The organism is Hyphomicrobium album (genome assembly GCF_009708035.1).
In the GTDB taxonomy this organism is placed as follows: Bacteria; Pseudomonadota; Alphaproteobacteria; order Rhizobiales; family Hyphomicrobiaceae; genus Hyphomicrobium_A; species Hyphomicrobium_A album.
Map to the genome: position 1 here is coordinate 2,160,004 of NZ_WMBQ01000001.1, position 26,007 is coordinate 2,186,010.

Sequence of the window (26,007 nt, forward strand, 5' to 3'; positions counted from 1 at the left end):
ATGACTGCGAACAAGAACGAGCCCGACAAGAAACCCGCGGGCTCCCCCCCATCGCAGGCGGGCAACCGTCCGCACGCGACCATTGACCTCAAGGCGACGGAAGTGGCGCCGCCGGCCAAGGACGACGCCAAGGACAAACCCTCGGTTGCCGAGGCATCCGACAAGCCGAAGGTCTCGGCGCAGGCTGCAGCGACTGCCGGCGCGCCGGCAGCCAAGTCCGCCGCGAGCGGGCCGGCACCATCGAGTAGCTCCACCAAACCGGACACCCAGGCCGGCAAGCCCTCCGGCACCCCGCCTGCCGCATCCTCGACAGCGCGTCCGGCCCCGCGCGGGTCAGGTGGCTTCTTCACGCACCTGGCTGCCGGTCTCGCCGGCGGCATCGTGGCGCTGCTGGTCGCCGATATCCTTGCCGGCCAGCTCGGTTTCGAGACAGCCGACAAGCCGGAGAACGTCGCCGCCCTCGAGCAGCGTCTGGGCGCCCTCGAGCAGGGCCGCAATCAGCGCGCCGTCCCATCGAACCTCGCCGCGCGCCTCGCGGCGGCTGAGGCGAAGCTCGGCAACGTCGAGCGCGCCGACGCCAGCATCGATGGCGTGAGCAAAAAGCAGGTGGAACTCGAGAAGCAGTTGGGCGCGCTCTCCGACAAGGTCGGCGAGGGCGCCGACGCCCAGGCGACGGGGCGCATTGCCAAGCTCGAGGAGCAGCTGACGCTCATGGCGTCGGCCGGTGCGAACGACCCGCGCAGCGGACCGGTGCCGCAGCTCGCCGCCATCTCTGGCAAGATCGCCGATCTCGAATCGACGATGGCGACTCAGCTCGACGCGCTGCGCCAGAGTGTCGCCCAAGAGCTCGACCAGCGTCTCGGTGCCGCAACCGAAGCGGCGCAGGCCTCACGTTCCGGTACGCAGCGCATGGACCGCGAGCTATCGACGCTCAAGGCCGAGACGGCCGAAATGCAATCCGGCATCACTGGCGTGAAGACGGATAGCGACCGCGCCGCAGCCGCCCTCAAAGCCACGCAAGAGGATCTGAAGCGCCTCAAGACTGATCTCGACACGCGGCTCGCCGCCTTCGCCAAGCCAGAGGACGTCACGTCGGTCGTGGGCCCGATCAGCAGCCGGCTGTCGGCACTGCAGGAGGACGTGCAGGGCGTCATCAAGAGCGAAGGCGATCGCCGCACGACGGCGGAACGCATCGTTCTGTCGCTGGAGCTCGCCAACCTGAAACGCGCCATCGATCGCGGCAAGGCCTACGCCCCCGAGCTGGAGCAGGCGCAGAAGGTTGCCGGCGCCATCGTCGACCTGTCGCCGCTAGAGCGCTTCGCGCTCGATGGCGTCCCGACCTCGACCGAGCTGCGCGCACAGTTCAAGCCGGTCGCCTTCAAGATCATCGATTCTGAGGAGCAGCCTACCGACGCGTCGATCGTCGACCGCCTGCTTGCCGGCGCCAAGTCGGTGGTGCGGGTGCGCAAGACGAACCACGCCGCCGACGACAAGAGCATCGAGGCCGTCGTCGGCCGCATGGAGACGGCGCTCAACGAGGACCGCCTTGCCGACGTTCTCGTTCAGGCGAAGACGCTGCCGCAGCCGGCTCAGGATGCGGCGCAGGAGTTCCTCGCCAAGGTGCAGGCGCGCGACGCTGTCGATCGCGCGGTGGCCTCGGTCGAGACCCAGCTCAAGTCATCGCTTGCCGCCGCCCCGGCAGACCCCAAAGCCAACGCGGCCCAATAGAGATCGTCCCGGCATGTTGCGTCTCATCGCATTCCTTATCGCCATCGCCCTCATCGCCGCCGGCCTTGCGTGGCTCGCCGACCGTCCCGGCGAGCTCGTCGTGCAATGGCAGGGTTATCAGATAGAGACGAGCGTCTTCCGCGCCATCGTCATTCTGGTGGCGTTCGTCGCTCTGGCGCTGCTCTGCTGGTCGATTGTCCGCAACATCTGGTACAGCCCCGCCGTCGTCGGCAACGTGCTCAGCAAGCGGCGGCAGAAGCTCGGCATCGACGCGCTGTCGAGCGGCATGATCGCGCTCGGCGCCGGCGACAAGGCCGCCGCCATGCGCGCCGCCATCCAGGCGCGCAAGTCGCTGCCCAACGAGCCGCTGACGCATCTGTTGCGCGCGCAGGCCGCGCAGCTCACCGGCGACCGCACCACCGCGCGCCGCATCTTCGAGGCGATGCTCGCCTCCCCCGACACCGAGCAGCTCGGCCTGCGCGGCCTGTTCCTCGAAGCGCAGCGCGAAGGTGAGACCGAGGCGGCGCGCCACTTCGCCGAGCGCGCGGTCGCGCTAAACCCCAAGCTTGCGTGGGCGGTCGATGGACTGTTCGATCTGCAGTGCCGCAACGGCGACTGGGCGGCCGCCCTTGAAACGGTTGCGGTCGCCCGCAAGAACGGCCACATCGAGCGGGCACAGGCGGATCGCCGCCGTGCCGTCCTGCTCGCGGCGCAGTCGCAAGCCGCCGAGGAGACTGATCCGGAACGGGCGCTGACCCTGGCTCTCGAGGCGCATGGCCTCGCCCCGAACCTGGTTCCCGCCGCCGCTATCGCCGGTCGCCTGCTCGCTTCGCGCGGAAACACCCCGCGCGCCGCCAAGGTCCTGCAGCGCACGTGGAGCCGCTCGCCGCAGCCCGACCTCGCTACCGCCTACGCCTATGCGCGCATCGGCGACAGCCCGCGCGACCGGCTCGACCGTGTCCGTCAGCTCGCCGCCCTCAGCCCCAACTCGCTCGAAGGTCCGATCGCCGTCGCCAACGCCGCCATTGAGGCGCGCCAGTTCGACGAGGCTCGCGCCGCACTCGAGCCGCTCATTCCCTCGCGCATGACGCAGCGTGTCGCCACGCTGATGGCGCGCATCGAAGGGGAGCAGCACGCCGACAAGGGCCGCGTCCGCGAATGGCTGGCACGGGCGGTGAATGCGCCGCGCGACCCGGCCTGGACGGCCGACGGGTACGTCGCCGACCGCTGGATGCCGGTCTCGCCGGTGTCCGGTACGCTCGACGCCTTCCAGTGGCGGGTGCCGGTCGAGGCGGTCGAGAAGAGCGGGGACGAGGCGCTCGCGAGCAAGCTCGAGGAGCTGGTCGCCCTCGGCAAGCGTCCCGCCGAGCCGGACGACACGCCGGCGGAGCCACGGCACGAGGAGCCGCCTGCCCCGCGCGTTTCTGCCCACGAGGCCGCGGCTCGCGCCCGAGCCGTCGAACCGCCGAAGAGCGCCGCGCATCAAGCCAACGTCGAGGATGTCACGACCGTGCCCGCGACCGGTCCGGCTCGTCGCCCCGCCGAGACGGCGGCACCGCGCACCCAACCGGCCGAAGCCGCAACGACGCCGAGCCGCCGCAAGAAACCGGCAGCCGACGATGCTCACGTCTTTGTTCCGCCCCACGCGCCGGACGATCCCGGCACGGAAGCGAGCGAGCCGGAGAGTGTCGACGGACCGCTACGCCCGCAGCGGGCCTAGCCGGCGCGGCCGACCCCTATTGTGACAGTCCTTGTCGCAACCTGTCCGAGCACGGTGGCCGACTTTCCACAACAGTTGCACGTACCCCGCTAACACTTTGAGCGTGCTGGGCGTAGGTTTCGCGCCGCCCGGCGGCGTCGTGCTGCCGGTGAAACCGGAGACTGCGATGTCGCAAACTTCCATTTCCTTCGTGGCCCTGATCGCCGCCACGCTTCTTGTCGGGCCGGCGGTAGCCGATACGACGGAGGACGATGTCAAATGGATCAACCAGTGCATCGCCGACAACAAGAAAGAAGGGGCGACCGAGGACGTGGTTCGCAAATACTGCGTCTGCATGAACAACGCCATGGCCGACAGCGAGACAAAGTCCATCACTGAATGGGAAAAGACCCATCCGGACGAGACCAAGGCTTGCGACAAGGAAGCGGGCTGGAAGTAATTTGAGCGCGCCTCGCGGGCAATTGTTCAGCCAATCCTGCGAGGCGCCCTACGCGCAGCGGTTAGAGCGCTAGGCGCTCGTCTTGGTGGCGTTGGTTGGTAAGTGCTGGATGGCGATGCGCATCAATTCCGGCAGCGTGCGCACGCCCAGCTTCGCCTTCAACTGCGCGCTGGTGTTGACGACCGTCTTGTAGCTGACATGCAGCTCCTCGGCGATCGAGATGTAGGGCTTTCCCTCGGCGATCAGCGACAAGGTCTGCAGCTCTCGCAGCGTCATGCGACTCAACGGATTGCGATCGCCGCGCGCCTCCATAAAGGCGATCTGCGAGGCAAGCTCGTGGTTCAGATAAGGTAGACCGTCGCGCACGCGGCGGAATGCCTTCACGAACTCCTCCGATGACGTATCCTTCAGCAGGTATCCGTTGGCGCCGACCTCCAGCGCCCGGCTGACGATCATGCGATCGGAATGCATGCTGAGCACCAGCACCGGCGTGCGCTCGTCGTGCACGCGCAGGCGGCGAATGAACGACAGGCCGCCCAACGCACCGGCCTGCATCGACAGATCGACGATGATCATGTCCGGACGCTTCTGCCGGTAGGTGCGGAAGCCTTCCGACAGGCTGGCCGCGACGAAGATTTCGTCGACCCCCATATCCTCGAGCAGCCGACGGCATCCCTGGATGACGATCGGATGATCGTCGATAACAAGCACCTTCATTTCACGCGGCCTTCCATCACCTTCGTTTCGGCAGCAATTTCACCCTTGCGCGGTTCGAGCGGCACCACCATCGAGACGGTCGTGCCCTGACCCGGTGCGCTGTCGATGCTGGCGGTGCCCCCGAGACCACCGACCCGCTCGCGCATGGCGGTCATGCCGATGCCCATAGAGGCGCCGGGAGCGAATCCGGCGCCGTTGTCGCGGATGGTGAGGCGCACCTTGCTCGAGGGCGCCTGCGACCCATTGGGCGCGCCCTGCTCCTCCCGGATATCGATGCTCATGCGCGTTGCCTTGCCATGCCGCATGGCATTGGTGAGTGCCTCTTGCACGCAGCGGAACAAAGTCAGGTCTACGGCCTCCCCGTAACTGTGCGCAAGGGAACCAATGGCAACGCTGAATGTCACTTCCGGATGCCGGCGACCAAATCCTGCAACCAGGCTGTCGATCAACTCCGCGAGGGGTATGCGGCCGAGTTCGACGGGGCGCAGCCGCCGCAGCAGGTCCCGGTTTATGGTCTTCAGCCGCTCGGTGATCGTATGGATCTCGCCGACCCGCTGCTTGACCTGAGCCCCCTGCGCCTCCGGCATCTGGTCGGCCAGCCGGCCGATGGAGGAGACATTGGCGGTTATGCCGAACAGGCACGGCCCCGCCTCGTCGTGCAGCTCGTTTGCTACCTGGCGGCGCTCGTCCTCCTGCACCTCGATGACGTGGCCGTAGAGGCGGCTGTTCTCCGCCCGCGCCTTCTCGAGCGCCTCGGCGAGCGTATTGAAGCGCGAGGCAATGACTGCCAGCTCGCGCACGCGCGGCTCGGCAAGCCGCGTCCCGTAGCGGCCGTCCTCCAGCTCCTGCATCCCGCCGGCCAGATTGACCAGCGGATTGAGCAGCCTCCCGAGCACGATGTAGAGCAGCGCCAGCATCATCGCCGTGATGGCGAGCCAGATTACGGCGCGCCGCGACACCTCCTCCCACACCTCGCCGAGCTCATCGCGCGGCTCGCCCACGATGTGGATCGTGCCCATCCGGTTGTCGCCCAGCATCACGCGGATCTCGCGCGTGCCGACGCTCGGTCCGACCAGATTTGTGAACCACTGAGGCGCCCGCTCCGGATGCTCGAACAGACGCCGCTCCACCTGCTCGTCCGGCGCGATTTGCATCAGGTCGCCCTGCTCATCGCTGATCAGGATGCGCGAATGGCGCACGTACTTGAGCTGCTCGGGCATCACCTTGCGCAGGTCATCGATGTGATTGTCGGCGGCGAGGCGCTTGACCAGGTCGTTGACCAGCTGGAGGGAAAGCTCCATCGATGCGTTGACCTCCACCTCGACGCGGCCACGCGCGTCGTAGACGGCGAGCGCCACGGAGAGCAGCACGGCGCTTACGCTGATGATCGAGATGGAGATCATCAGCTGCCACCGGACCGGAAGGTCGTTCCACCACTGTCGATGCATGTGTCGGGATTTCTTGGCGTGAGGGCGCTAGGCGAAGTCTACGTCACAATCTGCCTTACGCGGGGCGGCGGATGTCGGGCAGGTGAATTCGCGCTGGCTTGGCCGGGAGACTTTCCCGGCCGCCTCGGGCTGCTGTTCCCGTAAGGCGGCCGGCGGCGCACCGCGGCCCAGAGCACCTTTCGGCGGGGCGGGAGGCACTCGCGGACCTTGAATGGCCCCCGAACTTGGTCTATTCCGCTCGCTCCCGGGCTGCTCGAGGCCGAGCGCCGGGTCTTCGGCTGTTCTCGATTACCTCGGTGCACGGCACCTAAGGTGTTGTTTAAGCAGAAGAAAGCCGCAATAGCTCAGTCGGTAGAGCACGTCATTCGTAATGACGGGGTCGGGGGTTCGATTCCCTCTTGCGGCACCACTACTTAGCTTCTTTTGAGCGACACCCTTTGTGACTTTGGCCGGAATCTGAAGTCACAGCGCGCAGCAGCTTAGGTTCCGGACCTTCCGCCAAAGTCGCCTTCCAGCGATGCGTAGTCGCCGCCCCCAGCGGCTGCGCTTGAGGCGCTCGTCGGGGAGTGGGACGAACATGCCCAACCATTCTGTGTAACCTTCTGCACGTGGCATGAGCCCACCAGCTTCGGCGGCTGCGAAGCTTGGCGTCGTCATCCGCGGAGCGGTGATTCCGAATTCCTTTTTGAGGGCGGCCCTATATCGCTCCCCATGCACCGCCACGTCCTCGATGAAAAGCTTGCTATAAAAGATGCAATTGTCGAGCTGTTGGGGGATTGCCTCCATGAATGAGGCGTAGCGCGCATCAACACTGCCCTCGCCATCGGGGTGTGCGAAGTACCACTGCACCCGCTCTTGATGAGTATGAGGCGCGGTGGTTCTAAACTCCTCAATGCACTTGTTTCGCTCCCGGATAGAACCATTCAGGGAGTGCGCATTAGCGATGAGGGTGAACACCGTTGCAGAGGGCCGTGTCGGGAGTGACAGCTTTTCTGAAGCTACCAGTTGCAGCCGGTCCAGCGGCAGCACTAGCTCCTCAAGAGTGTTCAACTCCATCGGTACGTGAAATTCTGCATTGGGTGGGTTCAAACCGCTTCGTTGTCGGTCTTCGAAGGCCCCAAACTCATTGCGAAGCCGCACATACCCTTGCGCCATGCCTCTTACGTGCTGAGCCTTAAGACTCAGCGACGTGTTAGCGATAAACAGCGCGAGAGCTATCGCCGAGTTTGCATGACGTACTTCGTCTCGCAGACGTTCGCGCCTGGCGCCTCGTTCAACAATTCGCTGAGCGAAGTAGGCGCCGGCCCAAGCTCCTGCGCCAGCGCCGAGCAGTGAAGTCACAAAGGTAGAGTTCAATATGTTGGCGATCATTCCCATGATCTTCCCGTCACCTCGGACACGAACCTATCTCGACACGCCATCGGATTTCGGCAGCGCAGACCCATGCGCCTCCTTCGGCGGCTTCCGCGTGAACTCCCACTTCGCCAGCTTCTGCAGCACCCGCGCGCGCCGAGCTGGTAACACGCCTCGATCGGCAGCTTCACGCCGGCGCGCTTGAGCCCGTATCCCAGGTCGAAGATCGGCTCGTCGTCGGGCGTGCGGTTGGGCATGACCTCACATTAGTTCTCTTTATGTTCTGGTCAAGATCAAGCAACACCACCCGGGCGTGCACACCTATTCCCCTTCCGGCGTTACCGCGCGCTTCGTGGTGAAGCGCGAATCGCGATTCCGTCTCCGCGTGTTTTGCAAAGCCATTTTGAGGGGACGGCCCATGACGAGATTGCTTATCGCTATTGCGCTACTTCCCATCGCCGCAGGTTGCGCCGGACCCGAGCTAGTTGCGGTTCGTACCGATGGGCAGCGCATCGCTGCCAGCCCCATGTTGCGGCAGAACTACGAGGCCGATCGGACGGTGTGTCTCGGCGAAACGCAGAAGGCGAATCTCACCCGGACTCCAAACTACTACGGAGGCTTTGCCGCGATCGCCAAGCAGGCCGAACAAGATCAGGCCGCCAGCGACGTGTTCGCAGGCTGCATGGCCCAGAAGGGATACGCGATGGTGGAGAAGGAGAAGGCGGACGCCAAGATTGCGGAGTACGGCGCGACCGCGCAAGCCATCGCCCAAGAGAAGCAGATGATGACCGGCTCAGTCCGGTAGCCATTGCGGCGTGCCGTCAGCTTAACGGCGCTCCATCTTCTCAAAACGATCCTTGTTCGCTTCCTTCCACGCCGGGCACTTCGTCTTGATCCAATCGGTGCTGCGGCCTGAGCAGTACTCTCTCTCTGGGCTGGCCGTTCAGATCAGGCCCAATCAGCGCACATCAGATCGACGCGCGCCAACTGACACTCGGGGCCAGGAGCAGACTTCGTCACTGCACCGGCGGGCAAGTGAGTTCCCGGAAAGGGACATTGGGTTGGCGTTCCACAACCCCGCGATCGGGGGTTCAGCCGTCGCCCGAGTGCCGGGGTCGCTCCCTCCGTGCGCAACCCGGCGACCGTTTGCTTTCCGCAACCAGCAACGCAAAAGGGCGGTCGCATGCGGCCGCCCCGGAGTTCTCTCGAATGTGTGTCGGCGCGCAAGTAGCGCGTCAGTTCACTTCGACATGGTGCATGTCATGGTCTTTTCGTCCCACGTGCCCTTGGCCTTCTCGCAGTCGGCCTTGGTCGTTGGTGCTGGATCCTGGGCAAACGCCGGAGCTGTGAATGCTGTTGCAAGAGTCAAAACCAGAAGCGAGATGACAGTCTTCATGGTGATTCCTCCAAATGGAGTTCTCGTCATTGCCCCGCCGGCGCAGAAACGGGTCACGCCAACTAAAGGTTCCAAATGAACACATGTGGCGCGCCCGCGGGCGCCGGGGAGCGTCTATCTGGCGGAGATGCGTCGGCTGGTGTCCTGAACCTCGCTTAGGAGATCTTGCTGAGCAGCTCAGGGAATTCGTGGGTGCCCATATCGGAAATTGTGTAGTGACCCTTGCCGGGCAGATGAACGACGTCTCCGGCTAGCGCCGCGTGATAGATTGCGAGACTCTTCTTTCCATCGTCCTTCTCGGTATCCGAGGTGAACATGAGAATCCGGCGCACACGGCGCTTGATCGTCTCATCAATAGGATAATCGTAAAACGCCTTCCGTTTGGCATCTCCCGCCCTGGGTATCTTCCACGGCGCGACGAGCACGAGCGTGTCGATCTTCCGCTTCGACTCGCCAAGCCAACGGACGAGAAATGCGCATCCGCAGCTATGACCGATCAGGATCGTCCGCTCCGAAACGGGATGCTTCTCGAATTCCTGCCGGAAGTTCGTGTAGTCGGGCGCCCACGGGTTCGGCATGAGCGGCGTGAGCGTCGGAATATTCCGTTCGATCAGCCTTTCCCGCACCCACGGCATCCAATGCTGGTCATAGGATCGCGTCTCGACATGAAGCTCTCCTTCGGGACCTGCGGGACAGCCATGGACGATGATGCAATTGCGCTCGGGCATGCGCGTCGGTCCTGATGTTCAGATTGCTCGATCTCTATCCACGTGCACAAATCGGCGCCAAGGTGGCGGGCTCAGTAGGACTGATGGACAGTGGACACCCCAGTGTCGGCTCCGCAATATCAATTGCAGTGCGTTCAGGTGCCATTCAAGATTGATCCTTGAAACTTCTCGCTTAATGCGAGGATCAGATCGTGCACCGCCGCACCTTCTTGGCGACTGGACTGGCAGCTCTAGCCACACTGAGGTCCGACCTCGCTTTAAGTCGCGGTCAGCTTCAAGTTGCCGAGCGGCATGCGGCTCCAGCCAGCGAGAGCGCGACCGCGGCGCTCGTACGCAAGCGCGCCCAAGAACTCTCCCTCCGGGACTTCGAGCCTCCGCGTGAGACGCTCGCCCCATCGCTCGCGGGAATGGGCTACGACGAGTACCGGGATCTTCGATTTCGCCCCGAACGAGCCATATGGCGCGGAGAGGAGTTAGGATTCGAGCTCCAGTTCTTTCCGTCGGCATACATCTACCGGGCTCCCGTCGAGATCTTCCTCGTCGAGAAGGGCTCCATCCGGCTGCTCAACGCTGACCGCGCGTTGTTCGATTTCGGCCCGCAGCACGGCAAGGTGCCGCTGCAGGCACCTCTCAGCTTTTCCGGTTTCCGCATCCACGCCCCCCTCAACCGGCCGAACTACTACGACGAGCTGCTGACGTTTCAGGGTTCGAGTTATTTCCGCGCCCTGGGCAGGAACCACAGCTATGGCCTCTCGGCGCGCGCCCTGGCGCTGAACACGGACGGCCCCGAGCCGGAAGAGTTTCCCTTGTTCAGGAGCTTCTGGATCGAGCGCCCGAAGGATCAGAGTTCGATCACTGTGTACGGGTTGCTCGACGGCCAGTCGATAACGGGCGCTTACACATTCGTGATTGTGCCGGGCGCGCAAACGGCGATGCACGTCGACGCTCACCTGTTTCCTCGGCGTGATCTGTCAAAGGTCGGGTTCGCGCCGCTGACCAGCATGTTCTTGAAGGATACGCACGACAGCGATGGACCCATGGACTTCCGGCCAGCGATCCACGATTCGGATGGGTTCGCGGCGTGGAACGGTCGCGACGAACATCTCTGGCGCCCGCTGGTCAGCCCGTCCGAGGTGCAGAGCAGCTGCCTCCGGGACAGCAGGCCCAAGGGCTTCGGACTTATTCAGCGTGATCGAACATTCAATGGGTATCAGGATCTCGAAGCGCGTTATCAGGACCGTCCGAGCGCCTGGGTCGAACCCAAGGACAGTTGGGGCAATGGGTGCGCGCAGCTCATCGAAATTCCCACGCAGGCCGAGTACTTCGACAACATCGTTGCGTTTTGGCGCCCCGACGCCCCACTGCGCGCCGGTCAGGAATACTCAATCGACTACCGGCTTACCTGGTGCGACGACGTACCTGCCTGGAACGGCTATCGGGTAGGAAAAACTCGCGTCGGTGTGGGCTCACGGCCGGAGACTGTTCGCTTTGTTGTCGATTTCCACGACTGGCGAAGCTCCAAGCTGGAGCAGGTCGCGTCAGTCGGCGTCTCCGACGTGCCGTTACGGCCGTTGCCGGAAGCCGTGATCAGTTCCAGCGCGGGCGTCATTGGCAAACCGCTCGTGCAACGCAACCCCGACATCGGCGGCGTTCGGGCGACCTTCGAGTTCAATCCGCAAGGTCGCAAGGAAAGCGAGCTGCGCCTTTCGTTGGTCGCCGAGGGGGAGCCGACGTCGGAGGTCTGGCTCTTCCGCTGGCGCCAATAGTCCCTGTCGGCAGACTAAAAGTTCTTAGCCCGCGTCTTCGCTGGGCCCGGCCGTCTGCTCGATCAGGATCTCGACGGGGAGGTCCCGAATGTGCAGCTCGCCATTCTGCCAAGCCAGCGGCTGCCCATCCGGCCGGCGCGCGTCCGGAAGATGCGGCCGAGGCCAAGGCAGGAAGAAGCCGCCCGGCGGTTGCGCATTGCCCGCAAGGCTGACGACGAGGTCCTTGCCGCGGCGCCGGAAGGACATGTTCAGCGAGCCGTAGGGTGTGCGCAGGTTCTTGGCTGCAAAGCCCGGTCCTCCATACCAATCGCTTGGAATCCCTGCCGCCAGCACGAGTGACTTATCGCTCTGGCGCTCGTACGCGAACATGTCGAGCGCCGAGCGGATGTAGTCGGAGGCAATCCAAGCGTGCGGCATGTCGCCGATAAAGCGCGGCTGTCGCGGCTCGCGGCCAACGACCTCTGCCCACTGGTTCCAGGCCGCAGGGCGTTGATCCCTGAAGAAGTAGTCAAGAAGTTCGCGTGCGCGCTCGCGCCATCCGAGGCGAACGAAGGTGCCGACGACGCGAAGCTCATAGGGGGTATAGACGTCCCAGCTCAATTTGCCGTCGCGGCGATCGGTGAAATTGCGCCAATAGCGCTCGAACGTCTCCCGCAGGAGATCGTCGGGTACGTTGTGCTCCTCGCCGGCGGGCGCCAGGGCAATGGTCGTCGAAGTAGCATCAAAGTCGCCAAGGTCGGCGGCGCCCGGCACGTAGGAGATGCCGTGCACCTCGGCGGCGGCGCGCACCGAAGCATGGAAGTCGCGCCTGAACTCGTCCTGCGCGTGCGCGAATTGTTTCGCGGCACTGCGCTTACCGAGCGCTTCGGCGATCGCAACCGCATCCTTGTAGCCGAGGAGGCCCCAGAACACGTCCCAATACGAATAGGCCGGCTTGCTTGCGTAGCCCTCGTGGCTGATGGAGGGAGGAAGCAGGCCATAGAGCATGCGGCGCTGCGCCGTGAGATTGGCCGAGGTACGCTCAGACGCCCTCAGGCCGTCCATGTAGTGCACGGCCGCTTCGACATGCGGCCAGACTGCCTCGAGCAGTGCGCGATCGCCGGTATAACGAAAGACTTCAGCGGCGAGGAAGATGAGCTGCCCGTTGCTGTCGTTCTCCGGAACGGGATCGGCGCCCCTAACGTCGACGCAGCAGGGCACCTTGCCGTTTTCGAACTGGTGCGGAGCGAACCAGCGGAGATAATCCGCTGCGATGTTGGCGTGCCCCAGCCGGACCAGCGACTCCGACATCATCGCCCCATCCCGAATCCATGAGCGTCCGTAGGAACGCGTACCAGGCCGCAGAATGGGACCGTCGCGCGTCATCAGGATGTGCGCGAGAGAGGAACGCAGCGTATTGATGAGGTGTCGACCGCCGGCGGGAACGTCGAATTCGACGAGGTTGAGCTTGGCGCGCCAGTCGGCCTCGACCAGCCGTTGCTGCGCCTCGATCCATTCTTCGGCGGACCGGTCCGCAAGGTCTGGCCTTGTCGCCATGCCTGCAAGCGGAGCCACGAAACCTACCGTGCGGCTTTCCCGCGGCGCCAGTTTCAATTCGTAGGTGAGCGCTGCGGACGCGAAGCCGGTGTCGTCCGTGACGTCGTTGGTTGTGTCTTCGCCGACAACGAGCAGCTTGTCGGGATAGCTGCCAGACTCGAAGGGAGACGCTGAAAATCGGTCGGGCGCAGCAAGTGGCACGATCTTGGTGTGCCCGTTGACCGAGAGCTTCGTTCCGTCCCAGGCAAGCGACCTGATCGCGCTGACGCCGCCGGTGATATTGAGAAACTGCGTCGGCGGATTGACCTGGAACGGCCGTGCGGCAAGCACGAGCTGCAGGGATTGCGGTTTGTCGGTCGTGTTGATGACCGTGTAGCGCGCCACGAGTTCGGGAGCCTCGCGCGTGCCGCGCGCAAAGGCCGTGACACGCATACTCCACTCGGGATGCTGCCAGGCGACGCTCGGCACCGGCAGATAACCGTCCGCCAGGGATTGCGTTGCCTTGACGTCGGCCCACGTGATCAGGCGCGTGCCCGACATGATGTAAGGCTCGATCGAAAATCCGCCTCGCCCGATCTCGACTGCACCATCCTCGGAGAGGAGCGCGCTTTCGGCACCGCCATCGACGCCGACAAGCGTCCAATACGCCTGCTCACCGGAAAAGCCGCGAGGATAGATGCCGCGCGGCACGTCCTTCGCCAGGGCTTGGAAAAATGCGTTGGGCGAAGCGCCGTATGCCACGTCCTTTATCGCCAGCTCGGAAAGTGCGTAGCCACCTTTTGCGCCGTCGCGAAGATTGACCCTGAGGAAGCGCGCTTCCTCGTCCGGCAGAAGCAACGCGTCCTTGGCGCCGTTGCCGTTCATCACCCGCCGCAGCACCCGCCAGGCAACACCGTCCCTGGAAGCCTCGACGTCGTAGCGGCGCGGTCGCGCGTCCTCTTGCCAGCGGAGTTCGAGGCCGCCGAACTCGCGCACCATGCCGAGATCGACGTTGAGAGTTTGCGTCGGCCCTGCCTTTGGATCGCTGCGCCAACTGGTGCGCGCGTCGCCGTCCACCGCGCGGCCCGGCTCGGCACCGCTCAAAGACGAACTCGCCGTCGCCATCAGGGGCGGGAAGTGCGTTGGCGAGGGAGGTAGCTCGCGAAACGTCAGATCGTCAATCTCGATCGAACCGCTGCCGCCACCGCTACCGGCAGCAACCACGAACTCCAGCCTATCAATGCGGCGCAGGGAACGGTCCTCGGTGGGACCCCAAGCAAACGTGATCTGTCGCTTCTTGATCCTGACGCGGTGCCACTCGCTGGGGAACACGAAGTCAGGACGCTGAAACCACCAGACATTGTCGCCGCTGGCGTCGGCAAGCTTGACCTCGAAGTTGTTTGTCGGCGAATTCCCCCGCAGATTGAACGAAATCTCGTAGTTCTCCGGCAGATCGAGCGGCAACTCGCGACGCACAAAGGCGTAGCCCGCGGACCTGCCAAAGTCGAAATCAAGCCGTAGGGCGCGCCCGTCAACGCCAGCGGTAGACCGAGCTGAGGCTTTCACGCCGTCAGAGGCATCGGCCGTCCACGCGCCGAGCTGCTCAAAGTTATCAAGCAACTGAACTTGATCGCCCACCTGCGCACCACTCGAGCCAGCACCGACCGCCACAAGCGCGAAGGCTGCGACCAGAATTTGCGCGCGCCACCCACGCAAGCCGGAACCACAAGCCTCACTCATCCTTTGACGCCCCCCGCCAAGAGACCAGACAGGTACTGGCGCTGCAGGACGAGAAAGAGCAGCAGCACGGGAAGTATTGTTACGACCGAGCCGGCCATCATGAGTTCATTGTCTTGCACATGCTCGCGCGACAGCGAGGCCAGTGCGACGGGGAGCGTATAGAGGCTCTCATCCGACAGCACGATGAGCGGCCACATGAAATCATTCCAGGTACCTAGGAACGTGAAGGTCGCGAGCGTCGCCAGGATCGGCCTCAGCGTGGGAACGACAATTGAAACAAAAATCCTAAACTCACTGGCGCCATCGACGCGCGCAGCTTCGAGCATCTCGTCGGGTATTGAAAGCGCGTACTGGCGCACCAGCGCAATGCCGAAGATCGTGGCGAGCACCGGCACGAGAACACCGGCATATGTGTTGACCAAGCCCATGCTCTTGAGGAGCAGAAAGAGCGGTAGCATTGCCACCTGCGCCGGAATGACGATGGCGCCCAACAGCGCGCGGAAAATCTCTTCGCGCCCCTTGAAGCGCAGCTTGGCGAAAGCATAGCCAGCCATGACGTTGAACGTGAGAGCGATAAGCGTGGCACACGCGGCGAGCAGCAGGCTGTTGGCGAAGTACCGGCTCATCCCTTCGCGCGCGAATAGCTCGCGGTAGTTGGCGAGCGTGGGCTCCTGCGGAAATATCGGTGGGGGAAAAGCGCTCGCCTCCCCCGGAGCCATGAACGAGACCGAGAGCATCCACACGAGCGGAAATAGCGCGAATGCCGCCGCTGCGATGAGCGCCCCGTTTATGGCGATGGCTGCAGGGCTCAGCTTCATGACGTTTCTCTAAGGCGTGCCACGTAAAGCTGCAGCATGGTCACGACGAACATCAACACGAAGAGCACGAAGGCAATGGCGGAGGCGAAGCCGAGGTTCCACCATTTGAAGCCCTCTTCATACATGAAGTAGAGCACGCTCACGGTGCTTTGCAGCGGACCGCCCTGGGTCATCACGTAGGGCTCCGCAAAGAGCTGGAAGTAGCCAGCCATCGTGAGCACGCTCACGAGCAACACAACGGGCGCTAGCGAGGGAAGCGTCACGTGGCGGAGCTGCTGCCAGCTCGATGCGCCATCGATGCGCGCCGCTTCGTAAAGCTCTTCCGGAATACTCTGCAGCCCGGCGAGGAATATGATCATGTTGTAGCCGAAGTTCTTCCACACCGCGAAAAGGATGATCGCCGGCATGGCCCAATGGGGATCGCCGAGCCAGTCAATTGGCGCCAGCCCCAAACTTTCCAGGCCATAGTTGATAAGACCGCTCTTCGTGTGCAGCAGGTAGCGCCAGACGATCGCAACCGCGACGAGGGTGGTGACGACGGGCGCAAAGAGGGCTACTCGAAAGAAGGGCCTGAACCTCGCGAGCCTCGAGTTCAAAAGCAACGCCGCACCGAGCGAAGCCGCGATCGACAACGGCACGCCTACACCCACGAAGTACAGCGTATTGCCCAATGCCTTCCAGAACAGCGGCGTTTGCAATAGCTCCACGTAGTTCGCCAGACCGACGAAGCGAAGATTGCCGAGGTCGGCGAGCGCGTAGATATCGAAATCGGTAAAGCTCAGTGCAAACCCGGCCAGCACGGGCAGGAAGAAGAAGACGGCGATCACCATCAATGCCGGAGCCACGAACACCCACGCTGCCCAATTGAGCTTCACGGCTGCTCCTTGCGCGCCAGCAACCAGCGCCGCTTCTCGAGAATGCGGTCCGCGCGTCGGTCAATTTCGGCAGCTGCCTCGTCTATCGTCAAGCCACTGCCCTGCACCATGTGTTCGACGACGAGCTGCATGTCGGTGGCAATGCGCTCCCACTCCGGCACTTTCGAAGCAGGCTTGACGCGCTCGAGCTGATCACGAAAGGCCCGCGCGTGGACGTCGCTGCGGAGGCGTTCGTCGTTCCACGCGCTACGCCGCGGCGGCAAGTTGCCTGTGAGCGTGTGAAAGCGCAGCTGAACCTCGCGTTGAGACAAGTATTGTACGAGCTGCCACGCGGCCTTCTTCCGCGGCGAGTCGCTGAACACGACGAGGCTCGAGCCCCCTGCAACGGAATAGCTCGGGCCCGCCGGCCCCGGCAGCGGCGCCGTCATCCAGCTCGCTTGCAGGCTCGCTGGCAATCGGCGCTTGAACTCGCCAATGCTCCAAGGCCCGGTGATATAGAAGGTAAAGGATCCCCGCGCGAACTCGTCCCAGACATTGGAAATCTGATTTGCGTTCGTCGCCGGCGCAAAGCCGTTGTCGAACATGTCCCGATAGAACCGGAGCGCGCGCTTGAAGTCCTCGCTGCGAAAGTTGCCGCGCGTGTCCCCGTCGCGCAGCAGCGGCGCCTCTTGCTGCAGCGCCAGTGCCAGCAACGGTTCGTACTCGTTGAGCGGCAAGAGCGCGCCATAACGGTGAGGTCCGCCGCGCCGCTTGATTGCCCGCAGCATGTCAGTCCACTCACCCCATGTAGTTGGGGGACGTTCGTGTCCCGCCGCGGCAAGGAGATCGCTGCGATAGAATAGGAGACGCGTGTCGACGTACCAGGGAACCCCGTAGGCCGTTTGGTCGACAACGTTTGTCTGCCAAATTCCGGGGAAGTAGTCGCTGGCGTCGACCACGGACGGCTCGACGGGATCGAGCGCGTGAAGGGCGGCAAATTCCGGAAGCCAAGTGTTGCCGAGCTGAGCTACGTCGGGTAGCGCATCGCCCGCAAATGCGGTCAGCAGCTTTTGGTGGGCGGCCGACCAAGGAAGCTGTTGCACCTCGGCGCGGATGCCGGGATGCGCGCGCTCGAAGTCGGGTATGAGCTCGCGGACGACCTCGCCCTCGCGCCCCATGGCCCAGAACTGGACGACGGTCGGGTTGCCCGGAGGCTCCTGGCAACCAGCAACAATCCAAGCGACCACAAGTGTCAGGATGATGCGCATTACAATCCGATCAAGACGCTCGCTGTTTGATCAACGCTGAATGCTCACAGCGCACGCTGCGTCTTGCCTTAACCCATCAAGCTGTCGACGCGCGGTTTAAGTTTCACTGGTGGTTAGCCAACCACCAGTGAAGCCCGCGCGCTCCAGGCCACGGCGCACGTGCGGGTTCTTGCGCATGACGCGCCATACGAGCCCGGAGTGCCCATTCTCGATCATGGCGACGATCGGACCCTGGTCGATGCCGAGATAGTCGCTTGCGACCCAGCCGAAACCTGGGATGCAGCGACCGTGCACGAGCGGAACATCGAAGTCGAAGCTCGGATTGAACGCGTCGAGGAAACCATAGTCGGAATAGATGTGCTCGCCGTAGCGCCGATGCAGCTCACGAATCGTGGGAATGACGATCTCGGGCGCGAAGGGAATGGAGCCGAGAACGGCGGTCGGTGCCAGAGTGCCGTCATCATACCCGTCCGGACCTACGGCTCCACGCCCTGCATAGCTGCGGAACATCCGTACCTTACCGGCATACTCGCGCTCGACATCCGCCGGCCCATCGGAAGCGGTAACTCCCCAAACGTCGCTGCCATAGTCCTTCCAGCCATGCGGATTGGCGATCGCATAGGCCTGCTGAGCGTAGACGGCGCGCCTGTTGTTCTCGAAGTAGTCTATGCCGCGGCCGCTCATGTAGGTGTCGCCTAGGCCGCGGAAATCAATCCAAGTTTGGCAATACTGATGGCCGAACAGCGGTGCAAAGGCGAGATGCGGTTGACCGAACTCGGTCTGCCAGGAATTGTCGTAGGTGCTCGTCCATTCCGACCATGCCGCGTCCTCAACCGGGTACGTCGGCGAGCCGAGTGCCAGAAGGTAGACGATCATTGCCTCGTTGTAGCCGCGCCAATCGTATTCGAGGAACCCGCATTCGGGCGACCAGCCGTGGCTGATCGCTGGCGGACGAACCTGGGCCCACCGCCAATCGACGCGAGCATATATCTTCTCTGCCAGCTCGCGGATCTGCGCCTCGTCGTCGTCAGCAAGGTCGTCGAAATAGGATTGGCAAAATAGCACCCCTGCAAGACAGAGCGCCGTATCGACCGTCGACAGCTCGGAGTCTCCCGCCCGGTGGCCGGTGGTCATATCCAGGAAGTGATAATAGAAGCCGTGGTGGCCCGTCATACCAAGACGATCTGGCCCCTGTGGCGCTTCAAAAAGGAACCGCAACGTTGCGAGCACCCGCGCTCTTGCCGCGCGGCGCGTGACGTAGCCGCGTTCGACGCCTATGGGATAGGCGGTAAGCGCAAAACCTACAGCCGCGATGCTTGACGGAGAGGGTGACGGGAAGCGATCGCGCGCCAGACCATTTTCCGGATTTGTGGTTTCCCAAAAAAAGCGAAACGTCCGCCTTTGTACGTCGGCGATGAACGGGTCGAGCGCGACCTGGTCCGGTCTGGAACGGCGCGGTAGCGCGCTGGATACCGCTAGAAAGGGCAGTGTACTCGTCGCTAGCAGGCCTAGCCCACCGAGCAGCACGGTGCGCCGGCTCGCGTTGCCATGGTTTGCTGGGAACCTGCGGCCCTTCTCAGGCGTTTTTCGTCCTGCCAAGCTACGTGCCCTCCCGCTCTTCTTCTTGCCGTGCCTTTTGTGAGCTCCTGAAAAATTTCAGCGAGCCAAACGCCGGCCTCACGCCTCCAGAGATCTGTGGTTGATGTTGACGAGGACTCTGCGCCGTTGCGCTGCCTCGAACGCGCGTCGTTTAAGTGGCGATTGAGGCGGCGACGAGAGCCACGCGATGGACTGCTGATCGCGTTTGATGACACGACTGAAACACACCAAAGCATTTCGCGCCGACGTGTCATTGGCGCCGCGACGTTGGTGTGAACGGTTGGCCCGTTCTTCGGATTGTAAGCTGGAGATCATCCCCCCGGCGCCCTCCGTGGGACGATGCTTACAGTCATCTGCAGAACGCGACAACTCTTGATGCGGAGCTTTTCGAGCCATGAGTTAAAAGTAGCGCGTTGTTGCGCCGCAGAGTGACATGCGTGCTACTCACATCGTGGACATGAGTGCTACTCACATCGGGCATGTCTACAAATCGTGGCTAACACCGACGGCAGTGCAACAGACTCGAGGGCAAGCAATGTGCGCCGCACAATTTCCAAATGGCTTTTTGTGGGGCAGCGCAACAGCGGCGTATCAGGTCGAAGGATCGCCTCTTGCCGATGGGGCGGGACCGAGCATTTGGCACCGCTTTGTCCATACGCCGGGATTGGTCCGCGACGGCGACACGGGTGACGTCGCTTGCGATCATTATCGCCGCTGGAAGGAAGACGTCGCGATAATGCGACGCCTTGGACTACAGGCGTACCGCTTCAGTGTCTCGTGGAGCCGCATCCTGCCGGCGGGTACAGGACACGTGAACTATGCGGGGCTCGACTTCTATGATCGTCTCGTCGACGCGTTGCTCGAGAACGGAATCGAGCCGCTGGTCACGCTCTATCATTGGGACCTTCCCGCAGCGCTCGATGACCGCGGCGGTTGGCTCAATCCCGAAATATCGAAATGGTTCGCCGATTACGCGGAGGTCATGTTCCGCAAGCTCGATGGCCGCGTGAAGAAATGGGCGACGCTGAACGAGCCTTGGGTCGTCACCGATGGCGGCTATCTCCATGGAGCTCTGGCACCCGGTCACCGCAACCGCTTCGAGGCTCCCATAGCCTCACATAACTTGTTGCGCGCGCACGGCGCGGCGGTTCAGGCCTACCGCGCGACGGGGCGCCATGAGATCGGACTCGTGGTCAACATCGAGCCGAAGTATCGCGCCTCCGACGATCCGGCCGATGTTGCCGCCACGGCGCGCGCCGAAGCCTATATGAACCGGCAGTACCTCGACCCTGTGTTCTTCGGTCATTACCCCAAAGAGATGGTCGAAATATTCGGCGAGGCGTGGCCAGACTGGCCATCTGAGGACTTCGCCCTCATCCAACAGCCGATCGATTTCTTGGGCGTCAACTATTACACGCGCAGTGTCACGCGCTTCGATGCCAACGCGTGGCCGCTCAAGGCCTGCGCGGTGCGTCAGAAGCAGGCGACATATACTGAGACGGGTTGGGAGGTGTTCGCTCCGGGGCTGACGGAGACCCTTCTGTGGGTCAAACGCTGCTACGGCAATATCCCGCTCTACGTAACCGAAAACGGTTCCGCCTTTTTCGATCCACCGACCGCCGCTAAGGGCCGGGTCGAGGATCCTCTGCGCGTTGACTACCTACGTGAGCATCTCGGCGCCGTACGCGATGCGATTGCGCAGGGTGTCGACGTCCGCGGCTATATGGCGTGGTCGCTGCTCGACAATTTGGAATGGTCGCTCGGCTATTCGAAGCGCTTCGGCATCGTGCATGTCAACTTCGCAACCCAACAGCGCACCCCGAAGGACAGCGCGCACTTCTATGCGAAGGTCATCGCGAGCAACGGCGCCGTCCTTGAGGAAAGCACGAGCTAGCCGATCCCACCCGGCAACGCGGCCACTGGGGTTTCCTCGGCGACGCGGAGGAAGGCACGCCCATTGTCGTCAAAGAGGTAGCAGGCGCGCGGCGGCGCGCCGGAGAGAATTGTTTCCCCAGGGCTGACCTCGAAGTCTCCAGGCAGCTGAACGATCACCTCCGTCTCTGTCCTCGCCGCGTTGCCATAAGCGATCGTCACACTTCCCAAGCGTTCGACGAAGCGAACTTTCACCGGCAGCTCATTCGATTTCGCGCGCGCCTCGAAGTGCTCCGGCCGAATGCCGAGCGTTACGCGTTGCCCCGGACGGGCCGAGCGGGCATCAACGGCCGCAGCGATGGTGTCGCCCGAAGGGAGTCGTAGGATGGCGCGCCGGGGTGCTATCGACTCGATCTCGGCATCAAGAAAATTCATGCGCGGAGAGCCAATAAATCCTGCAACGAAGATGTTGTCCGGGTCATTGTAGAGTTCCATCGGCGTGCCGACCTGCTCGATGCGTCCCGCCGACATAACCACGATACGCTTCGCGAGCGTCATCGCCTCGACCTGATCGTGCGTCACGTAGATCATCGTCGTCTTAAGATCCTGATGGAGCTTTGCCAGCTCGTAGCGCATGCTCGCCCGCAGGGCCGCATCGAGATTGGACAGCGGCTCGTCGAACAGAAAGACATTCGGTTTCCGGACGATTGCGCGGCCGATGGCGACGCGCTGCCTCTGGCCGCCGGACAACACCTTCGGCTTCTTCTCGAGCAAGTGATCGATGTGCAGCTTGCGAGCAGCCGATTGCACCGCTGCATCGATGTCCCGCACATCGAGCTTGGCAAGCCGTAGCCCGAACGACATGTTCTGGTAGACCGTCATGTGCGGATAAAGCGCATACGATTGGAAGACCATGGCGACGCCCCTGCGTGCAGGCGCGACATCATTGACAACTTTTCCATCAATGGAAATTTCGCCGCCGGATACCTCATCGAGTCCCGCGATGAGGCGCAGCAAGGTTGACTTGCCACAACCCGAGGGTCCCACGAAGACCACGAACTCGCCGTCCGCGATCTCGAGATTGATGTCCTCGAGGATCACGGATGCACCGAAGCACTTACGTATGTTCGAGAGTCTTAACTTGCCCATCTAATCTAGTGCCCAGACTGTTCGAGCGTCATCGCCACATCTTATTGAACCAATCGGGCCACAAAATCGAGAGAGGCTAAAGCCTCAGCAACGCGACACCTGCTGCCGAGTCCGGTGAGATGGCACGGCCCCTGTCTATCCTGGTCGCTCGGTTATTGATGTACGGCGGGATCGATGCCGGGCTCTGGCTTGGCACCTTTGCGCAGGAAATCGACCAGCGCGCGGAGTTTCACCGGCACGTGGCGGCGGCTCGGATAGAAGAGGAAGAAGCCCGCCCAGTCCGGTGACCAGTCGAGCAGCAGTGGAACGAGGCGTCCCTCGGCGAGGTGCGTGGCGATGGAAGCCTCGGGCAGCTGGGCGATGCCGATGCCGTCGAGCGCGGAGCGCAGCGCCAGGTCGTAGTCGTTGACGGTGAGCGTGCCTTCGACCACCACCTCGGCGCGCTCGCCGCCCTTCATGAAGCGCCAGGCGTTGGCGACATCCTTATCCCAGCGGTAGCGCACGCAATTGTGTTGGCCGAGGTCGTCGGGCGTCGCCGGCGGCTTGTGGCGCGCGAGGTATTCGGGCGACGCGACGGTGAGCACGCGCAGCTTGCCGCCGATCGGCACGGCGATCATGTCCTGGGCGATCGAGCTACCGAGATGGATGCCGGCATCAAAATGCCCACCGACGAGATCGCGGCAGGCCAAGTCGACGGAGACTTCCAGTTCGATCGCCGGGTAGGCCGCGGCGAAGCGGGCGACGAGTGGTGCAAGAACCGTGGCGCCGGCCACTGGATGCACCGTCAGGCGAATGGTGCCACTCGGAGTGTCGCGGTAGGCGTTGACCGCGTCGATGGCGTTGTCCACGCCCTCAAGCACGGGATTGAGATGCGCCAAGAGTTCCTCTCCCGCCTCGGTCAGAGACACGCTGCGCGTCGTGCGGTTTAGTAGCCGGACGCCAAAGCCGTCTTCGAGAGCGCGGATGGCCTGGCTGAGCGACGGCGTCGACAACCCGAGGTGCTCGGCCGCGCGGGTGAAACTGCGATGCTCGGCGACCGCGACGAATGCGGTGAGTTGTGCAAACTGCGTGCCGCGCACGCCCTGCCCCTTGCGCTGCGAGGCGCGCCGTATGGGGGACGTGCGGCTCACGTGCCCGCGGGTGCGAGCCTCTGCAGTGGAGACGGCGACGTTCATTGCTCGATACTCCGCGTTTTGACCGATCGAAGGACGGATTGGATGGTGTCGAGAAGCTCGGACTCGTTGAACGGCTTGGTGAGGTAGCCGATCACGCCCGCGTGCAGGGCGCGGGAGCGCATACGCTCGTCGGGATAGGCGGTGATCAGCAGCGTCGGGATGTGCTTGCCGGCGTCCAACAGGGCGTCGTGCAGCTCCAGGCCGCTCATGCCGGGCATCTGTACGTCGGCAATCAGGATGTCGGTGTCCGAGACATGCGAAGACTCGAGGAAGGCGCGCGCATGTGGAAACGCCTGAGGCGTATATCCTGCCGCCCGCATGAGGTTCGCGGTCGCGTCCCTCACCGATTCATCATCATCGACGATCGAGATCATTGTCCTCTTGTCCATCTCGGCAACTCGGTTGTTGAGAAGAAAGCTACGGGGGCCCCTGGGCGCGCGACATTGCACGTGCGGAAGGCGCATCTAGACATTCGGCACGATCGACTAGCCTTTGGCGGCGAGCGACTATGCTTAGGTATAGTTGGCTAGGCTTTGGTGGGCGGCGAAACACCGAGTTGGTCAGCCATCCGGACGAGCTCGGCCAGCGACTTGGCGCCCAACTTGTGCATGACGTTGCCGCGGTGGACCTTCACCGTGATCTCACTCAGGTCGAGCTCACCGGCGATCTGCTTGTTCATTCGCCCCGTAACGACATGCGCCATCACCTCGCGCTCGCGGGCCGTGAGCGTCTTGAACCGGTCTTGCAGCCCGGCCATGCCCGCCGCTTGCTCGCGACGTTGGCGATCCTGCTGGATGCCGGCTTGCACCGCGTCGAGCAGCTCTTGATCACGGAACGGCTTGGTGAGGAATTCGATGGCGCCCGCCTTGATGGCGCGCACGGTCATCGGAATATCGCCGTGCCCGCTGATGAAGATGATCGGGAACGTCACGTTCGACTTGTTGAGCTCCGACTGGAAGTCGAGCCCGCTCACCCCCGGCAACCGCACGTCGAGCACCAGGCAGGCCGGTAGGTCGGGCCGCTTCGCGTCGAGGAACTCGCGCGTCGACTGGAAGGTGTGAACCTCGAGTCCCACGGTGGCTAGCAGGCTGCGCAGCGCCTCGCGGATGGACTCGTCGTCGTCGATGACGAAGACGGCGGCTTTATCGTCGCTCATGGCACGGAACCGACAGTTGACTCGACACTCGGAAGTGAAAACTGGAATACGGCACCGCGGGGCTCGTTGTCCGTCACCCCGAGGCTCCCGTCATGCGCTTCGATGATCGACCGGCAGATGGCGAGGCCCATGCCGATGCCGTTGCTCTTGGTGGTATAGAAGGCATCGAACACCTGCGCCATCTGCGCGGCTGCGAGCCCCGGGCCTGTATCCTGCACCACAACCTCCACACCGCCCGAGCCGTTGCCGCGGGAGCAGACCAGCACCTCCCGGTCCGTCTCGTCGTTGGTCGCCATGGCCTCCAGCGCGTTGACGATCAAATTCAAAAGCACCTGCTGGATCTGGATGCGGTCGACATTGATCGGCGGCAGGTCGGGGCTGAGCTCGGTGCGCAGCTCTGTGCGATTGCGCTCCGCCTGGTCGCGAACCAGCGCCAGCACCTCGCGGATCGCGTCGTTGATGTCTACCTGCTCCTTGCGGGGTGGCCGCTTCATCGACAGCGCCCGAATGCGCGAGATTACCTCGCTCGCACGGTGCCCGTCCTTGCTGATGCGGGCGAGCGACTGCTGCACTTCTTCGATGTTGCCGGCGGCGAGCCATCGCTGCCCCGCGCCGGCGCTGGCGACCATGGCGGCGATCGGCTGGCTGACCTCGTGCGCGATCGACGCGGTCATCTCGCCGAGCGTGCTCACCCGATTGACGTGCGCCAGATTCGACTGCGCCTGACGCAGATCTTCCTCGGCGCGACGCGCCGTCGTTATGTCGTTGTTGGTCTCCAGGATCGCCGGCGGTCGGCCTTGCTCGCCCCGCTGGATCGACCAGCGGCTAGCGACGAGGACGCCGCTGCCGTCCCGCTTGGTGTGGGTGATTTCCCCTTCCCACTTGCCGTCGCGCTCGAGAATGCGCGTGATCGCGCGTAACGGAATCGGAAAGTCGGAGGCCATCAATCGGTGCGAAACCTGGCCGATCGCCTCCTCTGCGCTCCAGCCGTAGAGTTCCTCGGCGCCGCGATTCCAGTAGCGGATCACGTCGTTCTCATCGCGCACGAACACCGCGTCGTGGGTCACCGCCAGGAGATTGGCCTGCTCGCGCAGCACCATCTCGGCTGACTTGTTGCGCTCCACAAGGAGCGTGGTGATGCCGATGGCGGCGAGGGAGATGAGGCAGCGGGCGAACGCGGTCGTTTCGTACTGGGTCCCGTGCGTGATGGTGAAGGCCAGCAGCGTCAGCGCCACGCAACCAAATCCGACGGCCAAGAGTTGGCGCCGGTCGCAGAAGTTTGCCGCGATGAGGATCACCAGCACGTAGAGCACGGCGACGGCCATGCCGAACGGGGTAAACGTGTCGACGGCGAAGATCGCCATCGCGAGCAACACCGCAGCGGCGGGCAGCAGCCACGGAAAATTCGAGTGATGTATTATCAGGGGCTGCCGCACGCGCGCGCCGCTTCCTTGCCACCAATGAACTCGCTTCAGGATATTCGCGGCGCCTGCTTGTGTCGCATGATCCTATCGGTACGCTTAAGCAACTCCGTTTGATAAAGGCCTAAGCGTAGCAAAAGCATAC

General features: G+C 63.3%; 21 protein-coding genes and 1 tRNA gene. 7 read left to right on the forward strand and 15 right to left on the reverse strand.

Annotated elements, in window-relative coordinates:
* The 3 genes from GIW81_RS10275 to GIW81_RS10285 all read left to right on the forward strand — a co-directional run bounded on the left by GIW81_RS10275 (nt 1) and on the right by GIW81_RS10285 (nt 3,887).
* Nucleotides 1-1,728, forward strand: a complete 1,728-nt coding sequence (locus GIW81_RS10275; protein ID WP_154739102.1) for a hypothetical protein — start codon at nt 1-3, stop codon at nt 1,726-1,728.
* 13 nt (nt 1,729-1,741) lie between these two features.
* Nucleotides 1,742-3,448 (forward strand): heme biosynthesis protein HemY, encoded by a 1,707-nt coding sequence (locus tag GIW81_RS10280; protein ID WP_154739103.1) that lies wholly within the window; start codon nt 1,742-1,744, stop codon nt 3,446-3,448.
* 103 nt (nt 3,449-3,551) lie between these two features.
* On the forward strand, nt 3,552-3,887 hold the full coding sequence (locus GIW81_RS10285; protein ID WP_324615016.1) for a hypothetical protein: 336 nt from the start codon (nt 3,552-3,554) through the stop codon (nt 3,885-3,887).
* A 69-nt stretch (nt 3,888-3,956) separates the two neighbouring features.
* Here the strand turns inward: GIW81_RS10285 and GIW81_RS10290 are convergent, their stop codons facing one another.
* Both GIW81_RS10290 and GIW81_RS10295 read right to left on the reverse strand, forming a co-directional pair.
* A complete protein-coding gene (locus GIW81_RS10290) occupies nt 3,957-4,604 on the reverse strand; it encodes a response regulator transcription factor (RefSeq protein ID WP_154739104.1) in 648 nt (215 codons plus the stop codon).
* Nucleotides 4,601-6,052, reverse strand: coding sequence for an ATP-binding protein (locus GIW81_RS10295; RefSeq protein ID WP_154739105.1), 1,452 nt, complete (start codon nt 6,050-6,052; stop codon nt 4,601-4,603). Before GIW81_RS10295 ends, GIW81_RS10290 begins: the two co-directional genes overlap by 4 nt.
* 333 nt (nt 6,053-6,385) lie before the next feature.
* On the opposite strand from GIW81_RS10295, the gene GIW81_RS10300 reads away from it, so the two are divergent.
* Nucleotides 6,386-6,461 (forward strand) — tRNA-Thr (locus tag GIW81_RS10300).
* Nucleotides 6,462-6,514: 53 nt separating this feature from the next.
* On the opposite strand, the gene GIW81_RS10305 is transcribed toward GIW81_RS10300, so the two are convergent.
* A complete protein-coding gene (locus tag GIW81_RS10305; protein ID WP_154739106.1) occupies nt 6,515-7,423 on the reverse strand; it encodes a hypothetical protein in 909 nt (302 codons plus the stop codon).
* Nucleotides 7,424-7,823: 400 nt separating this feature from the next.
* On the opposite strand from GIW81_RS10305, the gene GIW81_RS10310 reads away from it, so the two are divergent.
* Nucleotides 7,824-8,210: a hypothetical protein gene (locus GIW81_RS10310; RefSeq protein ID WP_154739107.1), complete on the forward strand. Its 387-nt coding sequence runs from the start codon at nt 7,824-7,826 to the stop codon at nt 8,208-8,210.
* 435 nt (nt 8,211-8,645) lie between these two features.
* On the opposite strand, the gene GIW81_RS18845 is transcribed toward GIW81_RS10310, so the two are convergent.
* Together GIW81_RS18845 and GIW81_RS10315 are read right to left on the reverse strand one after the other, a co-directional pair.
* On the reverse strand, nt 8,646-8,801 hold the full coding sequence (locus GIW81_RS18845; protein ID WP_195930501.1) for a hypothetical protein: 156 nt from the start codon (nt 8,799-8,801) through the stop codon (nt 8,646-8,648).
* A gap of 155 nt (nt 8,802-8,956) precedes the next feature.
* Nucleotides 8,957-9,529 (reverse strand): alpha/beta hydrolase, encoded by a 573-nt coding sequence (locus GIW81_RS10315; protein WP_154739108.1) that lies wholly within the window; start codon nt 9,527-9,529, stop codon nt 8,957-8,959.
* A gap of 191 nt (nt 9,530-9,720) precedes the next feature.
* Here GIW81_RS10315 and GIW81_RS10320 point away from each other — a divergent pair, with 191 nt between their 5' ends.
* Nucleotides 9,721-11,295, forward strand: a complete 1,575-nt coding sequence (locus tag GIW81_RS10320; protein ID WP_154739109.1) for a glucan biosynthesis protein — start codon at nt 9,721-9,723, stop codon at nt 11,293-11,295.
* A 24-nt stretch (nt 11,296-11,319) separates the two neighbouring features.
* On the opposite strand, the gene GIW81_RS10325 is transcribed toward GIW81_RS10320, so the two are convergent.
* From GIW81_RS10325 to GIW81_RS10345, 5 genes are all read right to left on the reverse strand, one after another.
* Nucleotides 11,320-14,286 (reverse strand): discoidin domain-containing protein, encoded by a 2,967-nt coding sequence (locus tag GIW81_RS10325; protein WP_210251926.1) that lies wholly within the window; start codon nt 14,284-14,286, stop codon nt 11,320-11,322.
* 260 nt (nt 14,287-14,546) lie between these two features.
* Complete coding sequence (locus GIW81_RS10330; protein WP_154739111.1) at nt 14,547-15,368, reverse strand: carbohydrate ABC transporter permease; 822 nt, start codon at nt 15,366-15,368, stop codon at nt 14,547-14,549.
* Complete coding sequence (locus GIW81_RS10335) at nt 15,365-16,198, reverse strand: carbohydrate ABC transporter permease (RefSeq protein ID WP_154739112.1); 834 nt, start codon at nt 16,196-16,198, stop codon at nt 15,365-15,367. Before GIW81_RS10335 ends, GIW81_RS10330 begins: the two co-directional genes overlap by 4 nt.
* Before the next feature lie 41 nt (nt 16,199-16,239).
* On the reverse strand, nt 16,240-17,490 hold the full coding sequence (locus GIW81_RS10340) for a sugar ABC transporter substrate-binding protein (RefSeq protein WP_154739113.1): 1,251 nt from the start codon (nt 17,488-17,490) through the stop codon (nt 16,240-16,242).
* A gap of 96 nt (nt 17,491-17,586) precedes the next feature.
* A complete protein-coding gene (locus GIW81_RS10345; RefSeq protein ID WP_324614967.1) occupies nt 17,587-19,017 on the reverse strand; it encodes a glucoamylase family protein in 1,431 nt (476 codons plus the stop codon).
* Between the two features lie 607 nt (nt 19,018-19,624).
* Here GIW81_RS10345 and GIW81_RS10350 point away from each other — a divergent pair.
* Nucleotides 19,625-20,983, forward strand: coding sequence for a GH1 family beta-glucosidase (locus tag GIW81_RS10350; protein WP_154739114.1), 1,359 nt, complete (start codon nt 19,625-19,627; stop codon nt 20,981-20,983).
* On the opposite strand, the gene GIW81_RS10355 is transcribed toward GIW81_RS10350, so the two are convergent.
* The 5 genes from GIW81_RS10355 to GIW81_RS10375 form a co-directional block, all read right to left on the reverse strand.
* Nucleotides 20,980-22,110 carry an ABC transporter ATP-binding protein gene (locus tag GIW81_RS10355; RefSeq protein ID WP_154739115.1) on the reverse strand — a complete coding sequence of 377 codons (1,131 nt, stop codon included), beginning with the start codon at nt 22,108-22,110 and terminating at the stop codon, nt 20,980-20,982. The genes GIW81_RS10350 and GIW81_RS10355 overlap by 4 nt on opposite strands.
* Before the next feature lie 152 nt (nt 22,111-22,262).
* Complete coding sequence (locus GIW81_RS10360) at nt 22,263-23,285, reverse strand: LysR family transcriptional regulator (RefSeq protein ID WP_154739116.1); 1,023 nt, start codon at nt 23,283-23,285, stop codon at nt 22,263-22,265.
* Nucleotides 23,282-23,674, reverse strand: a complete 393-nt coding sequence (locus tag GIW81_RS10365; protein ID WP_154739117.1) for a response regulator transcription factor — start codon at nt 23,672-23,674, stop codon at nt 23,282-23,284. The genes GIW81_RS10360 and GIW81_RS10365 overlap by 4 nt, the downstream gene beginning before the upstream one ends.
* Nucleotides 23,675-23,811: 137 nt before the next feature.
* The gene (locus GIW81_RS10370; RefSeq protein ID WP_154739118.1) at nt 23,812-24,441 is read right to left on the reverse strand and encodes a response regulator transcription factor; all 630 of its coding nucleotides are present in this window, start codon (nt 24,439-24,441) and stop codon (nt 23,812-23,814) included.
* Nucleotides 24,438-25,805, reverse strand: coding sequence for a sensor histidine kinase (locus tag GIW81_RS10375; RefSeq protein ID WP_154739119.1), 1,368 nt, complete (start codon nt 25,803-25,805; stop codon nt 24,438-24,440). The genes GIW81_RS10370 and GIW81_RS10375 overlap by 4 nt, the downstream gene beginning before the upstream one ends.
* Between the last annotated feature and the right edge of the window lie 202 nt (nt 25,806-26,007).

Coding starts and splice junctions, on each gene's coding strand:
- GIW81_RS10365 (WP_154739117.1), bottom strand. CDS start 23,674: ATGGACAAGAGGACAATGATCTCGATCGTCGATGATGATGAATCGGTG.
- GIW81_RS10355 (WP_154739115.1), bottom strand. CDS start 22,110: ATGGGCAAGTTAAGACTCTCGAACATACGTAAGTGCTTCGGTGCATCC.
- GIW81_RS10280 (WP_154739103.1), top strand. CDS start 1,742: ATGTTGCGTCTCATCGCATTCCTTATCGCCATCGCCCTCATCGCCGCC.
- GIW81_RS18845 (WP_195930501.1), bottom strand. CDS start 8,801: ATGAAGACTGTCATCTCGCTTCTGGTTTTGACTCTTGCAACAGCATTC.
- GIW81_RS10295 (WP_154739105.1), bottom strand. CDS start 6,052: ATGCATCGACAGTGGTGGAACGACCTTCCGGTCCGGTGGCAGCTGATG.
- GIW81_RS10310 (WP_154739107.1), top strand. CDS start 7,824: ATGACGAGATTGCTTATCGCTATTGCGCTACTTCCCATCGCCGCAGGT.
- GIW81_RS10335 (WP_154739112.1), bottom strand. CDS start 16,198: ATGGTGATCGCCGTCTTCTTCTTCCTGCCCGTGCTGGCCGGGTTTGCA.
- GIW81_RS10275 (WP_154739102.1), top strand. CDS start 1: ATGACTGCGAACAAGAACGAGCCCGACAAGAAACCCGCGGGCTCCCCC.
- GIW81_RS10330 (WP_154739111.1), bottom strand. CDS start 15,368: ATGAAGCTGAGCCCTGCAGCCATCGCCATAAACGGGGCGCTCATCGCA.
- GIW81_RS10370 (WP_154739118.1), bottom strand. CDS start 24,441: ATGAGCGACGATAAAGCCGCCGTCTTCGTCATCGACGACGACGAGTCC.
- GIW81_RS10375 (WP_154739119.1), bottom strand. CDS start 25,805: ATGGCGATCTTCGCCGTCGACACGTTTACCCCGTTCGGCATGGCCGTC.
- GIW81_RS10360 (WP_154739116.1), bottom strand. CDS start 23,285: ATGAACGTCGCCGTCTCCACTGCAGAGGCTCGCACCCGCGGGCACGTG.
- GIW81_RS10340 (WP_154739113.1), bottom strand. CDS start 17,490: ATGCGCATCATCCTGACACTTGTGGTCGCTTGGATTGTTGCTGGTTGC.
- GIW81_RS10315 (WP_154739108.1), bottom strand. CDS start 9,529: ATGCCCGAGCGCAATTGCATCATCGTCCATGGCTGTCCCGCAGGTCCC.
- GIW81_RS10350 (WP_154739114.1), top strand. CDS start 19,625: ATGTGCGCCGCACAATTTCCAAATGGCTTTTTGTGGGGCAGCGCAACA.
- GIW81_RS10305 (WP_154739106.1), bottom strand. CDS start 7,423: ATGATCGCCAACATATTGAACTCTACCTTTGTGACTTCACTGCTCGGC.
- GIW81_RS10290 (WP_154739104.1), bottom strand. CDS start 4,604: ATGAAGGTGCTTGTTATCGACGATCATCCGATCGTCATCCAGGGATGC.